Origin of the sequence: Microcoleus anatoxicus (assembly GCF_042465725.1) — a bacterium.
Taxonomy (GTDB): Bacteria; Cyanobacteriota; Cyanobacteriia; order Cyanobacteriales; family Microcoleaceae; genus Microcoleus; species Microcoleus anatoxicus.
This window is the reverse complement of record NZ_CP120853.1, coordinates 1,620,777-1,634,390: the sequence shown is the minus strand read 5'-3', so window position 1 is coordinate 1,634,390 and position 13,614 is coordinate 1,620,777. Positions and strand designations below refer to the sequence as shown.

The following is a 13,614-nucleotide window of genomic DNA, read 5'->3' as shown; positions in this document are numbered from 1 at the left end:
CGTTCAAATATGTTATTTTAGAAAATAAAAGCATAAAAAAACAATGACAAATATGGACGCTTATTGGATGCCCTTCACCGCAAACCGACAGTTTAAAGCGAATCCGCGAATGTTGGTGTCGGCAAAAGATATGCACTTTACCAGCGATGATAATCGATCGATCCTCGATGGTACTGCGGGGCTTTGGTGCGTGAATGCAGGGCACGCCCGCGAGACAATTGCTGAAGCGGTTAAACAGCAGGTTTTGCGTCTGGATTATTCGCCGGCTTTTCAAATGGGACATCCGGCTGCTTTTGAATTGGCGGAACGTTTGGTAAAGCTGATTCCAGGGAATTTCGATCGCGTTTTCTTTACTAATTCTGGTTCGGAATCGGTGGAGACTGCGTTAAAAATTGCGATCGCCTATCATCGAGTTAGAGGTGAAGGTACTCGCCAAAGATTGATTGGTAGGGAACGGGGTTATCACGGTGTTGGTTTTGGGGGAATTTCTGTCGGTGGGATTGGTCCAAATCGCAAGTTTTTCGGCAGTTTGCTGACAGGAGTAGATCATTTACCTCACACTCATAACCTAGAACACAATGCTTTCAGCCGCAAACAGCCGGAATGGGGGGCGCATTTGGCGGATGAATTGGAGGGGATTGTGGCTTTGCACGATGCGTCAAATATTGCGGCGGTAATTGTGGAACCGGTGGCTGGTTCTACTGGCGTTTTGATTCCGCCAAAAGGTTATTTGGAAAGGCTCAGAGCGATTTGTGACAAGTACGGAATTCTGCTAATTTTTGATGAGGTAATTACGGGCTTTGGGCGTTTGGGTGCGAGTTTTGCTACTGAATATTTTGGGGTAATTCCTGATATGGTGACGGCTGCGAAGGGGATAACTAACGGTACTGTGCCGATGGGGGCGGTGTTTGTGAAGGAGGGGATTTATGATGCTTTTATGAATGCTCCTGAAAATGCGATCGAGCTGTTTCATGGTTATACTTATTCTGGGCATCCTGTGGCTTGTGCTGCTGCTTTGGCGACGCTGGATATTTATGAGGAAGAAAAGTTATTTGAACGGGCTGATAAGATGGCTGGTTATTGGGAAGATGCGGTGCATTCTTTTAAAGGAGTTCGCCATGTTATTGATGTCCGCAATTTGGGACTTGTGGCGGGAATTGAGTTGGAATCTATTGCTGGGAAGCCGGGGAAACGAGCTTTTGATTGTTTTACCAAGTGCTACGAAAATGGGTTGTTGATTCGCACGACTGGTGATATAATTGCTTTGTCGCCGCCGTTGATTATTGAGAAGGAACATATCGATCGCATTGTGGAAATTTTGACTGCGGTTTTGCAGGGGATGGAGTAAATCCCCGCCACCAAAATCCCCACGCTAACCCGCAAGTCCGCCGGGGGTTGAAAACCCCCGTCTCATAGCGAAAGTCCTCTAAAAGAGGACTAAAAAACAGATTAAATCAACAAATATTCAAGTATTTGTCACCATAATCAAGTATCTGTCACCATATTCTTCAGTCGGTTTCAACCGACTTTCGCTATGAGACAGGGGTTTTAACCCCTGGCGGACTCGCGGACAAACAAACAGCCCCCTGGACAAATAATCGCACTACGACATAAATCAAAGAAACCGGGTTTTTCGCAGTTTTTGGGCGGTGTATCGATATTCTCGGAAAAAACCCGGTTTCTCGCCACACCCAAAATCTCAGAAACCGGGTTTTTGGCAATATCTCCGACTGTAACCAACTATTCTCGAAAAAACCCGGTTTCTCACCACCCCACACATCCAAAATTCATCTGCGTTCATCAGCGTACATCCGCCATCATCTGCGGTACAAAAATCCGGTTTCTCGCCACCCCGCACATCCAAGCGAAAAAAACTTGCCATCGATCGCCCCAAACAGATGAGTTTCACCGATAATTAATATAGCGAACCATCCCAAATCCCAAATCGCCATGAACTCTGAACGCCAACAAGCCTATCTCAACCTGATAAATCAACTGCTAAATAGTCCCAGCGGCGAAGAAGCCCAGATATTGAAAACTCACCCGGAATTGCTGGATGATGGCTTGGTAGCGGCAATGCTAGAAGAGGCTGATAATCTCAGAGAACAAGGTAAATTAAATAATGCTAATCGGTTGAAAGATTTTGCAAGGCTACTGGGTAAGGTGGATGGCGACTTTTTAGCGGGAATTACACTGAAAGCGGAAGCAAACAGACTGTTAAAACAAGGAATTCAGCACCATAAACTCAGTCAATTTCGAGAGGCTTTGCAGTCTTGGGAACAGGCATTAACTATCTATCGGGAAATCGGATATCGCCAAGGAGAAGCTAATTCCCTCGGCAGTTTGGGCATCGCTTACCAATCCCTAGGGCAATTCCAGAAAGCGATCGAATTTTACGAACAGTCTTTAAGGATTTCACGGGAAATCGGATATCGCCTAGGAGAAGCTGCTTCCCTCGGCAATTTGGGCAATTCTTACTATTCCCTAGGGCAATTCCAGAAAGCGATCACATTTTACGAACAGTCTTTAGAGATTTCACGGGAAATCGGATATCGCCAAGGAGAAGCTAATGCCCTCGGCAATTTGGGCATTACTTACAAATCCCTAGGGCAATTCCAGAAAGCGATCGCATTTTACGAACAGGATTTAGAGATTTCACGGGAAATCGGATATCGCCAAGGAGAAGCTAATTCCCTCTGCGGTTTGGGCAACGCTTACCAATCCCTAGGGCAATTCCACAGGGCGATCGAATTTCACCAACAGTCTTTAGAGATTTCACGGGAAATCGGATATCGCCAAGGAGAAGCTAATGCCCTCGGCAGTTTGGGCATTACTTACAAATCCCTAGGGCAATACCAGAGGGCGATCGAATTTTACGAACAGTCTTTAGAGATTTCACGGGAAATCAAATATCGCCAAGGAGAAGCTATTTCCCTCAACAATTTGGGCAATGCTTTACTCAAAACCAACCAACTTGCAGAAGCTGAAACAGCGCTTCGTGGCTCAATCAAAATTAGTGAAACTCTGCGTTCAGAATTAGTCAATAACGACCACAAAGCCTCAATATTTGAAACCCAAATATCTGCCTATCGCTTGTTACAACAAGTCCTAGTCGCCCAATCTAAATTTAACGAAGCCTTAGAAATATCCGAAATGTCCCGCACCCGTGCCTTCGTCGAATTATTGCAACAAACCTTATTAACAAATGAATTACCAACCAATGACAAAACAAATAAATTATCAATCCCCAAAATCCAACAAATCGCCCGCGACAGAAACTCCACAATAGTTGAATATTCAATTATCGATCCAGAAATTTACATCTGGGTAATCCAACCAAACGGCAACATCACCCATCGCGCCGCCAACCTCCAACCCCTCAACCAACAAAACCAATCCCTCAAACAAATTATCCTCAAAACCCGCGTCTCCATCGGCACCAATGAAACCGACGACGCAGGCAACAAAATTCAGCTAGAATCCCAGTACAATCGAGACGAAACAGGCCGCTTTCCCCTACTGCAACTCCTCCATCAAATCCTGATCGAACCGATCGTATACTTACTCCCCACCGATGCCAATTCCCCCATCATCTTCATCCCCCACTACGACTTATTTTTAGTTCCCTTCGCCGCCTTGCAAGATAGCAACAACCGCTACCTAATCGAACATCACACCATCCTCACCAGCCCATCCATCCAAGTATTAGAACTCACCCGCGAACATCAAAACCGAGTCCGAGGATTGAGACAAGCCGCCCTAATTGTCGGCGATCCAACCATCCACCCAAACTTCCAATTAGACCCCCACAAACTCCGCCAAATCCCCAGGGCAAAAGAAGCCGCCGAAGCCATTGCCGCAACATTAGGAACCCAAGCAATTAGCGGCGATAATGCCACAAAAGTCGCCATTTTAGACAGGATGCTAAACACGCGCATCGTCCATTTATCCGCCCACGGACTCCTCGACGATTTCCAAGGTTCCGGCATCCCCGGCGCGATAATTTTAGCACCATCAGGAGACGACGACGGTGCAATTCATGCCGTGGATATCCTGCAATTAAAACTCGATTCGGAACTCGTAGTATTGAGCGCGTGCAGCACCGGGCGCGGTAAAATCACGGGAGATGGAGTCATCGGATTGTCGCGCTGCTTCATCCTCGCCGGAGTCCCCAGCATCATCGTTTCCCTGTGGAATATGGGAGTGATTTCAGCCAAGTTGCTAATGACTGAATTCTACCAAAATTTAGCGCGGGGCGACGATCGAGCTGCGGCCTTGCGGTGTGCTATGCTAACCACAAAAGCTCGATTTCCGAGTCCCATAGCTTGGGCTGCATTTACGCTAATTGGCGAAACCGAAACTTTCCCGCTGTCAACTGCAAAAACAGATTTAAGGAGATTAGTCATGTCACTTCCAGATGATGCGAAACCTGAAGAAATTGTGGCCGCTTTTAGTAAGTTATTGAAAATATCGGAACCGCAATTTGTTGCAGAATTAGCAGCGATTGATGTTGGTGCGATGGATAATGTGGATATTGTCGCTCAAAGAATCAAGGATTGGTGCGAAAATAAGCCTCAAGTTGAAGAGAATTTGGAGAATGAAATTTATCATTCGGGTGCGGGCGGTACTGATAGTGATGCGCCGGAGGAAGTGGTGAGGGAGTTGTATGAGGCGTTGAAGAAAAATAAGATTCGATTGGGTTTGTCTAGGGATTCTGTGGTGGTTGAAGGCCCGGCGGTGGGTGACGGCCCCGGCGGTGGGTGACGGCCCCGGCGATGGTTGAGGGCCCCGGCGATGGTTGAAGGCCCCGACGGTGAAGAAGGCCCCGGCGGTGGTTGACGACCCCGGCGGTGGTTGACGACCCCGGCGGTGGTTGACGGCCCCGGCGGTGGTTGACGGCCCCGGCGGTGGTTGACGGCCCCGGCGATGGTTGAAACCGCGGCTACACAAACGATGTCCGCCTCCGCGGACGAAGAGGGTATTCGGAGATGAGCAATTTTTTAGACCCCGGCGGTTGAAACCGCGGCTACACAAACGATGTCCGCCTCCGCGGACGAAGATGGTATTCGGAGATGAGCAATCATCGATTGGAATCTTCAACCCGCGGAGGCGGGTTTGGTTTGTGTAGACGCGGTTTCAACCGCCGGGTGGATGGGGGGAAATCACCGGGTAGAACCTTCAACCCGCGCACCATCCGGGTTTTGTCTGTGTAGACACGGTTTCAACCGCCGGGTGATTGAAAACCACCGGGTGATTGAAAACCACCACGTAAATTTTTGGAACCTGCGAAAGCAGGATCAGAAACCCATTCCCATTCAGGAATCATTGATTTTTGACGGTGGTGAATAGCCTGATTTCTGATATAGTTAGCCACAGTGTCGATCGCATCACGGCTAACCGTAAACGCCCCATAACTACCTTGCCATTTAAAAAACACACCAGGTTTAAGTTCGTGAGTTACTAAATGAGAAGAACTACCCTTAACTTCCTTAATAATTTCAGCTATTGTCAAAGTTGACGGAAAACCAACTAGCAAGTGTACATGATCCTCTATCCCACCAACAGCAATTACAGTGCATTTTAAATTATTACATTTTCCAATAATAACCGCATAAATTGCTTCTTGAATATCGGGAGTAATCAAAGGCAATCTATCCCAGGTTGCCCAAACATAGTGTACATACAACTGCGTAAAATTCTCTCTCATTTCTCGTACAATATATGAAATTTATCTTCAACCCGCGTACCAAATGAAAAATCACCGATTGAAATCTTCAACCCGCGCACCATCCGGGTTTTGTCTGTGTAGCCGCGGTTTCAACCGCTGGGTGATTGGGAACCACCGGGATTGATTTATCCCGCGATGATATCCCAATAATTATATCCCCAATTCAGACCTCCGGCGATTTATGAGGCCCCGGCGGTTAGAAACCGCGTCTACACAAACAATGTCCGCCTTCGCGGACGAAGAGGGTATTCGGAGATTAGGAATCCGGCGATTAGGCCCCGGCGGTTTAAACCGCGTCTACACAAACAATGTCCGCCTCCGCGGACTAAGATTGAATTAACATAATGTTTTGTATTTCCCGGATTCGATTATGCAGGAACCACCGCAAATTAAAAATCCCAGCATTACTCTCTATCCTTTCCACCTGCGGGATGATGGCGATGAAGGCTACGATGCAGTAGCCAAAAATGCTCAATCCCTGTGGGAAAATTTAGCAGATAATGTCGGTACAGGATTTAACAGCAACAAACTAAAATCTCTCCGAGAAAACCTGATTTGCTACAAAGACAAACAGTATTATCCCCAAGGCGAACAGGAAAATCCGAATAATGGCGAATTGCTGACTTCCGATGGCAAAACTCTGGATTTACAACCAATTACTCAGCCAGATTTGCCCAAACTTTCTGGTTCAATCTATGCCCTGCGAATTCATGATACTTACACCGCAGACTTGACATTTAATTATAAAAATGCCACAAACAACCTTGGGGATTTAAATCAATTAAATCCCCAAGGTTGTTTGTTGTCAAACGCAATTAAACCGTCCCTCGGACAAACTTTATTGTTGTACGCCGCACCAGCAGTTTATGATACTTACCGCAAGCTAGCTGACGAATGCGTTACAGCTTTTTTCCACAATCAACAGCAAGCATCACCAGAGTTTCGTGCGGAAGGGATATTATTTGGGAGTCCGATTTTTGAGTATGACAGTCGCGAAGATGATGCGTCTAAACGATGTCACATTCTAGTAGGGTTACAAGACAATCCCCAAACTTTGCAATCCGTAACGCAGACATTTAATTTTTACTTGATGAATCTGCTTTGCTCTCGCGCTAAAATTGTATTTGTGTATCGAGAAACTCGGAAAAGGTATGGCCAAGCACAGCAAATTGTCGGCGAGTTAGAGAAGAAACTTCCTGAATTCGATGAGATTGAAAGGGAACAAGATAGACAAGTTAAGTTGCAGAAGTTAAAGAAATTGCTGGCTGAAGTTCGGACTAAAATGTTGGCTTGTGCTCAGCAAGTGCGGTATTTACAGGAAGATAGAAATACGATCGACATTAATGCTGAAAATTATGGCGAGAGTTTGACCAGAATTAGAAGTTTGTGCATCGAAGGTGATAATCTGGATTTTTGGCAGAGGTTTCTGGATTTGGCTGAGGGTAAGTATCAGCGGCAAATTGAAATTGATTTGAATTATTTGATTGCTAGTCAAGATTTGTTCCAGCAGTCGATATCTACTGTGCGCGGGATGGTGGAAATTGAACAGGTGGAATTTGACAGGGAAAAGGAAGAAAGAGAACGTCAGCGCGATCGCGAACAAATACAATTATACAGGGAAAAGGAAGAAGAAGAGAAAATTCGCGATCGCGAACAGATAGAATTATACAAACAAAACGAAGACAAAGAGAAAAAGCGCGATCGCCAACTTGAGAATATCATATTTTTTGTCGGAACTGCGATCGGTGGTGGCCAAATCTTTTCCGCCGCCTATCCTCTCATCAAGGATACACCGATTCGCTGGCAACCCGACTTTTCTCTCCCGCTACATCCCTTTGCTGCGACAATTCTGTGGAGTCTGCTGTTTGGCTTAGTATTTGGGTTGTTAATGCTGGGTGTCGCCGTGTTGATTAGGAAAATATTTCGATAGTAGCGCTATAATGATTGGTAACTAATGACAAATGACTAATAACTATGGTACAGTTAGACGCAAAAGTCTCCGCTAAGGAGTTAGCAAATTTAGCCGTAAGTTTGATTCGGAAAACAGGTTGTGAATACGGTGATGTGCGTTTTTGTAGTTATCGAAGGCAGAGTCTCTACGCACGCGATCGCTCTTTAAGCAATATCTCTGATAATGTTAGTTCTGGTTTTGGGGTGCGGGTGCTTCTAGACGGGGCCTGGGGCTTTGCTGCAAGTCACAATCGCACGGCGGCTGAGGTTGCCAGAATTGTCGCTTTGGCTGTAGAAATTGCTAAGGGTAGTCGCTTGACTCAACAAGAACCGGTGCGTTTAGTGCCTGTCGAAAAATATGTCGATCGCTACATTACTCCGATCGCCATTGACCCGTTTTCTGTACCAGTCGCTGACAAAGCCGAACTCCTACTAAATATTAACACACAACTGTTAGCTCATGGCGATCGAGGTATCAAAAAAGCTTATTCTTTTCTGCAATTCAACCACGAAGATAAGGTTTTTGCTTCCACCGAAGGTTCGCTAATCGAACAAACCATTTACCGCAGCTATCCTGGTTTTGGCTGTACGGCAATTGCGGGCGGCGATGCCCAAAGTCGCGAATACGAACGCCCGCCCTTAAATCTGGGTTACGAACATATTAACCCAACTGATTTGTTGAGTCAAATAAATAGAGTTGCGGCAGAAGCGATTGAGAAAGTTGCTGCGCCAAAAATGCCTGCTGGTATTTGTAAATCCCTAATTCTTAAGCCGACCAATTTGTTTTTGACGATTCACGAATCCGTCGGACATCCCACGGAATTAGACCGAGTTTACGGCTACGAATCTAATTTTGCAGGCACGAGTTTTGCGACTACTGATAAGTTAAATAAACTGCAATACGGCGCACCTTGGGTAAACTTTAAGTGCGATCGCACTCAACCAGCCGGTCGCGGTACAATGGGTTACGATGATGAGGGCGTAAAATCACAGGATTGGTACGTTGTCAAGGATGGAATTTTAGTTGATTATCTGACTGACAGAGAAACAGCATATCGCCTCGGACGTGCCACCAGCAACGGTTCTGCCTGCGCTGACAGTTGGTCGAGCGTGCCGATGGTCAGAATTCCTAATTTGGGATTGGAACCGGGCCCGGATGGCGGTAGTCATACTGCTACTTTGGATGAGATGATTGCTGATACGGAAGATGGGATTTTGATCGACGGTGTGGGCAGTTTTTCCATCGACCAACAACGGCGCAATTTCCAATTCGGCGGCGATGCTTTCTGGAAGGTGGAAAAGGGTAAAGTTGTGGGAATGTTGAAGGATGTAACTTATCATTCGATGAGCACTGATTTCTGGAATAAAATAGATGCGATCGGACCTGCTTCAGAACGGGTACAGTGTGGTACAAATATGTGTGGTAAAGGTGAACCGATGCAGGTAGCTCAAATGACTCATGCTTGTGTACCGGTGCGGGTTAAAAATATTCAAATTGGGTAATGGGGCATGGGGCATGGGGCATCGGGCATTAGTTAGTTGTTATTTGTTAGTTGTTATTTGTTGTTAGAGATAGTAAGCAATTCTCTATTCCCCATGCCCGATGCCCAATTCCCGATGCCCAATTCCCGATGCCCAATTCCCGATGCCCAATTACCCATTACCATCATGATATTAACAGAATCCCCCGCAATTTTAAGTGAAGACCAAGCCTTATCTTTGGTAGAAAAAGCAGTCAAACAATCCGCAGCCGAAGCAGTATTTGTCAGTCTCTCAACTGGCGAAGAATCTCTTTCCAGATTTTCGGAAAATCAAATCAGCCAAAATATTACCAAGACTGTATTTAGCCTCAACATTACTAGCTATTTCGGTAACAAAAGTGCCTCCGCTGCGGTGACTGATTTTGATGAAGATGCGATCGCCCAAACCATCAAACGCTCTGAAGAGTTAGCCAAAATTGCCCCCGCAGACCCCGAATGGATGCCGCTGTTACCGCCTCAAACCTACTATTTACCCCCGGCCGCATTTGACGAAGCAACGGCTGCTGCATCCCCTTTAGAACGGGCGGAAATGGTGCGGCAAGCTTGTGCGATCGCCTCACAAGCAGGTGCTAACGCTTCGGGTACTTTGAGCGCTGAGGCGTCGTTGTATGCGATCGCATCGAGCACCGGACTCCGCGCCTGCAATCAATCTACAGAGGCGAATTTCGGCTTTACAGCCCGCATTGACAACGGTTCTAGCTGGACTGAACGCACAGCTTGGAGTATTAGTCAACTACCGATCGCCCAATTAGCCCAACAAGTAGTCGATCGCGCGATCGCATCCCGCAACCCCCGCGAAATCAGTCCCGGCATTTATCCGGTAATCCTTGATGGTGCTGCCTTTGCGGATTTGCTACCGTGGGTAATTTGGGGGATGGATGCGAGGGCGGCGGATGAAGGGCGATCGTTTATGTCGATCGCCGATGAAACCGGAAAACCCGCTGGAAACCGCGCTGGGGAACAACTTTTCAGCCCGATGGTGCAAGTACAGCGCGATCCAGCTCATCCTTTATTGCGATCGGGTAATTTTTTCGGCGATGGATTGAGCAATAACTATTTGGAAATCATCAAAAATGGCATACCTCAAAGCTTATCTTATTCCCGCTATTGGGCATCACAAACAGGCAAAGAATCAAAAGGTGCTTATTACCCGATCGCAATGACAGGTTCAGACCAAAGTTTAGCAGATTTGATTGCTCAAACCGAGCGTGGAATTTTCGTCAGTCGCGCATGGTATGTCAACTATGTCAATCCCAAGACATCCGAAGTAACAGGAATGACTCGCGACGGCACTTTTTGGATTGAGGATGGCAAAATTGCTTACCCGATTAAAAATCTGCGTTTCAATCAAGTTTTACCTGATATGTTGCGGGATGTAGATGCCCTTAGCGAAGTGAAACGTTACGGGGGCAGCGTAGTACCGGGAGTGCGAGTTAAAGCGTTTAATTTCACCAGTATTACTGACAGTTTGTGACTCACACATTTCCAATAATTTGTAGGGGCGGGTTTCACAAACAATAATAGCCAGTAAAGAACAATCTCTCAAACCCGCCCCCTCCGAGATGAATTCCAGTGATTTATCGTGAAGGGAGAGTATTTTTTTTGAGAATTAGGATTAAAACCAGCTACTATAGTGAGTTGGCGGTACGTCTGTTGTCAGTTTACTGTTAACTGTTAACTGTTGTCTGTTGGCGGTACGTCTGTTGTTTGTTGTCTGTTGGCGGTACGTCTGTTGTTAGTAGGAATAATTCCCCATTCCCCATTCCCCATTCCCCATTCCCCATTCCCCATTCCCCATTCCCCATTCCCCATTCCCCATTCCCCATTCCCCATTCCCCATTCCCCATTCCCTAATGAATCAATACTTTGCTACAGTGGCGCGCGGATTAGAAAATATTGCCGCCCAAGAATTAGAAAAATTAGGAGCCCAGGATGTCAAGCCAGATTTTACTGGGGTGTACTTTTCGGGCGATCGCGCTTTATTGTATCGTGTAAATCTGTGGTCTAGAACCATTTTTCGAGTCCTAGTACCCATCGCCGAATTCCAGTGTTACAACTCAGATATGCTGTACCGCGCAGTCCAGAAAATCTCTTGGGATGAATTTTTGGATGCTGACAATACTTTAGCAGTCAACTGTACGGGTGGCAATGAAAAATTGAACCACACTCATTTTACAGCTTTGCAGGTCAAAAATGCGATCGCCGACCAACAGCGCCATCAATTCAACAAGCGTTCGAGTGTAGATGTCGAGAATCCCGATTTGCTGATTAACATTCACATTCATCGCGATCGAGCAATCTTAAGTTTAGACAGTTCTGGTGGTAGTTTGCACCGACGCGGATATCGACCCGCAATGGGTATGGCACCCTTAAAAGAAACCCTAGCTGCGGCTTTGTTGGACATGGCAGAATGGACACCTGATTTACCTTTTTTAGACCCCATGTGCGGTTCGGGAACTTTGCCTTTGGAAGCTAGTTTAAAGGGTTTGAATATTGCACCGGGATTGTTTCGAGACAAGTTTGGATTTATGACTTGGCGAGATTTTGACGAACCCTTATGGGATAAATTGTGGGCTGAAGCCGAGAGTAGCGAATTACCGGAACTTCAGCAAGTGGTTGCAGGATGCGATCGCGATTCTGATATGTTAACCCAAGCTCGCATCAATGCACAGCAAGCAGGTCTTTCTGGTAAGATAGAGTTTGCTCACACCGAGTTATCTGACTTGGAACCACCCGCAGACAGTGGCGTTCTCATTTGCAATCCTCCCTACGGAGAAAGGCTAGGCGATGCTAAGGAATTGGGAGAACTTTATAAGATGTTAGGGGATATTTTCAAGCAGCGTTTTAAAGGTTGGAATGCGTTTATATTGACTGGAAATAAGGAATTGGGGAAACAAGTTGGACTGAGAACTTCAAAGCGAATTCCAGTTTATAATGGGTCGATTCCGTGTACTTTGCTCAAGTATGAATTGTATTGAGTATTTCGAGTAGTTATCCAACTACATCTGACAAGAGTGCGTATTGATTGAACAAGGTTAGGCAAAATGAAAATCTTTGAAGTAGACAGACACAAGCTCGTCTTAGGAGATGCGTTAGAAGTCCTCTCTAATGAAATTAAAGACAACTCAATCGATTTAATTTTTGCCGACCCTCCCTATAATATTGGCAAAGATTTCAATGGTTTTAAAGACAAGTGGGAATCTGAAAGCGATTATCTAGAATGGAGTTATACTTGGTTGAATTTATGTATTGATAAGCTCAAGCAAAACGGTAGTTTGTATTTAATGGCATCCACTCAATGTATGCCTTACTTTGATATATATTTGCGCGATCGTTTAACAATTCTTTCTCGAATAGTGTGGTATTATGACAGTTCGGGAGTCCAAGCAAAAAAATATTACGGTTCTCTGTACGAACCTATTTTATATTGTGTCAAAGACAAACGAAATTATACATTTAATTCCTCAGATATTCTGGTAGAAGCAAAAACTGGAGCTGTCAGAAAACTAATTGATTACCGCAAGTCTACACCATCAGTATATAATTCTGAAAAAGTTCCAGGTAATGTATGGGAGTTTCCGAGAGTCAGATATCGTATGCCCCAATATGAAGATCATCCTACCCAAAAACCCACATCTTTGTTAGAACGAATTATCAAAGCAAGTAGTAATGAGGGAGACATCGTATTAGACGTATTTTCTGGAACTTTTACCACATCATTTGTTGCCAAGCAGCTTAACAGAAAGTCAATCGGAATAGAATTACAAGAAAAATATGTAGAAATAGGATTAAATAGATTACAGATTACTCCTGACGACAATCAAGAATTCTTAGACAGTTCTATCGAAGATGAATGATTCAATTTAACCTGGTTAAATTTGTAATAAGGACTCTTCGCCCTTACTACAAACGCAACTCAATACTGAGAATTAAGGCTCGATTTTCACCGAAATAATCTTGTCGCCTTGGCGGATAGCATTGACTACAGACATATCCTCAGTTTGACCAAAAGTTGTGTGAACTCCATCTAGATGAGACTGGGGAGAATGGCAAATAAAGAATTGGCTACCACCCGTATTTTTGCCTGCGTGGGCCATCGATAAAGTTCCTGCCAAATGTTTGTGGGAGTTGATTTCGCAGTTAATTTTGTAACCAGGGCCACCTGTGCCATTGCCTTTTGGACAGCCGCCTTGAATCATAAAGTTAGGAATTACTCGGTGAAAGGAAAGTCCGTCGTAAAAACCTTTTTCTGCTAAGTCAACAAAATTCTTAACTGTATTAGGCGCATCTGCATCAAACAATTCCAAATTGATTGTGCCTTTGTCCGTTTCCATAATCGCGCGGGTCATGATTTTTCCTTGATTTCTAAAGTGAGCGTGTTGTCTGCGTGTGAGT

At 45.4% G+C, this 13,614-nt stretch carries 11 protein-coding genes; 7 read left to right on the top strand and 4 right to left on the bottom strand.

Annotated features, from left to right (window positions below; all coding sequences use genetic code 11):
• Positions 1-43: 43 nt before the first annotated feature.
• A complete protein-coding gene (locus P2A85_RS07055; RefSeq protein WP_377478300.1) occupies positions 44-1,348 on the top strand; it encodes an aspartate aminotransferase family protein in 1,305 nt (434 codons plus the stop codon).
• A gap of 351 nt (positions 1,349-1,699) precedes the next feature.
• On the opposite strand, the gene P2A85_RS07050 is transcribed toward P2A85_RS07055, so the two are convergent.
• On the bottom strand, positions 1,700-1,909 hold the full coding sequence (locus tag P2A85_RS07050; RefSeq protein ID WP_377478299.1) for a hypothetical protein: 210 nt from the start codon (positions 1,907-1,909) through the stop codon (positions 1,700-1,702).
• Positions 1,910-1,950: 41 nt separating this feature from the next.
• Between P2A85_RS07050 and P2A85_RS07045 the strand changes: the two genes are divergently transcribed.
• Positions 1,951-4,764, top strand: coding sequence for a tetratricopeptide repeat protein (locus P2A85_RS07045; protein WP_377478298.1), 2,814 nt, complete (start codon positions 1,951-1,953; stop codon positions 4,762-4,764).
• 457 nt (positions 4,765-5,221) lie between these two features.
• Here the strand turns inward: P2A85_RS07045 and tnpA are convergent, their stop codons facing one another.
• Positions 5,222-5,707 carry an IS200/IS605 family transposase gene (gene tnpA / locus P2A85_RS07040; RefSeq protein ID WP_377478296.1) on the bottom strand — a complete coding sequence of 162 codons (486 nt, stop codon included), beginning with the start codon at positions 5,705-5,707 and terminating at the stop codon, positions 5,222-5,224.
• A gap of 391 nt (positions 5,708-6,098) precedes the next feature.
• On the opposite strand from tnpA, the gene P2A85_RS07035 reads away from it, so the two are divergent.
• The 3 genes from P2A85_RS07035 to P2A85_RS07025 all read left to right on the top strand — a co-directional run bounded on the left by P2A85_RS07035 (position 6,099) and on the right by P2A85_RS07025 (position 10,693).
• Positions 6,099-7,658: a hypothetical protein gene (locus P2A85_RS07035; protein WP_377478295.1), complete on the top strand. Its 1,560-nt coding sequence runs from the start codon at positions 6,099-6,101 to the stop codon at positions 7,656-7,658.
• A 44-nt stretch (positions 7,659-7,702) separates the two neighbouring features.
• A complete protein-coding gene (locus P2A85_RS07030; RefSeq protein ID WP_377478293.1) occupies positions 7,703-9,181 on the top strand; it encodes a TldD/PmbA family protein in 1,479 nt (492 codons plus the stop codon).
• Positions 9,182-9,295: 114 nt separating this feature from the next.
• Positions 9,296-10,693 (top strand): TldD/PmbA family protein, encoded by a 1,398-nt coding sequence (locus P2A85_RS07025; protein ID WP_377478291.1) that lies wholly within the window; start codon positions 9,296-9,298, stop codon positions 10,691-10,693.
• A gap of 200 nt (positions 10,694-10,893) precedes the next feature.
• Here the strand turns inward: P2A85_RS07025 and P2A85_RS07020 are convergent, their stop codons facing one another.
• Complete coding sequence (locus P2A85_RS07020) at positions 10,894-11,052, bottom strand: hypothetical protein (protein ID WP_377478289.1); 159 nt, start codon at positions 11,050-11,052, stop codon at positions 10,894-10,896.
• A gap of 20 nt (positions 11,053-11,072) precedes the next feature.
• Between P2A85_RS07020 and P2A85_RS07015 the strand changes: the two genes are divergently transcribed.
• The gene (locus P2A85_RS07015; RefSeq protein ID WP_377478287.1) at positions 11,073-12,197 is read left to right on the top strand and encodes a class I SAM-dependent RNA methyltransferase; all 1,125 of its coding nucleotides are present in this window, start codon (positions 11,073-11,075) and stop codon (positions 12,195-12,197) included.
• Positions 12,198-12,263: 66 nt separating this feature from the next.
• Entirely contained in the window at positions 12,264-13,076 is an 813-nt protein-coding gene (gene yhdJ, locus P2A85_RS07010) for an adenine-specific DNA-methyltransferase (protein ID WP_377478285.1), read from the top strand.
• A gap of 72 nt (positions 13,077-13,148) precedes the next feature.
• Here the strand turns inward: yhdJ and P2A85_RS07005 are convergent, their stop codons facing one another.
• Complete coding sequence (locus tag P2A85_RS07005; protein ID WP_341734148.1) at positions 13,149-13,568, bottom strand: peptidylprolyl isomerase; 420 nt, start codon at positions 13,566-13,568, stop codon at positions 13,149-13,151.
• Between the last annotated feature and the right edge of the window lie 46 nt (positions 13,569-13,614).

Bases quoted from the DNA above. Each gene is read 5' to 3' on its own strand.
- P2A85_RS07055 (WP_377478300.1), top strand. From the start codon at position 44: ATGACAAATATGGACGCTTATTGGATGCCCTTCACCGCAAACCGACAG.
- P2A85_RS07045 (WP_377478298.1), top strand. From the start codon at position 1,951: ATGAACTCTGAACGCCAACAAGCCTATCTCAACCTGATAAATCAACTG.
- tnpA (WP_377478296.1), bottom strand. From the start codon at position 5,707: ATGAGAGAGAATTTTACGCAGTTGTATGTACACTATGTTTGGGCAACC.
- P2A85_RS07035 (WP_377478295.1), top strand. From the start codon at position 6,099: ATGCAGGAACCACCGCAAATTAAAAATCCCAGCATTACTCTCTATCCT.
- P2A85_RS07030 (WP_377478293.1), top strand. From the start codon at position 7,703: ATGGTACAGTTAGACGCAAAAGTCTCCGCTAAGGAGTTAGCAAATTTA.
- P2A85_RS07025 (WP_377478291.1), top strand. From the start codon at position 9,296: ATGCCCAATTCCCGATGCCCAATTCCCGATGCCCAATTACCCATTACC.
- P2A85_RS07020 (WP_377478289.1), bottom strand. From the start codon at position 11,052: ATGGGGAATGGGGAATGGGGAATGGGGAATGGGGAATGGGGAATGGGG.
- P2A85_RS07015 (WP_377478287.1), top strand. From the start codon at position 11,073: ATGAATCAATACTTTGCTACAGTGGCGCGCGGATTAGAAAATATTGCC.
- yhdJ (WP_377478285.1), top strand. From the start codon at position 12,264: ATGAAAATCTTTGAAGTAGACAGACACAAGCTCGTCTTAGGAGATGCG.
- P2A85_RS07005 (WP_341734148.1), bottom strand. From the start codon at position 13,568: ATGACCCGCGCGATTATGGAAACGGACAAAGGCACAATCAATTTGGAA.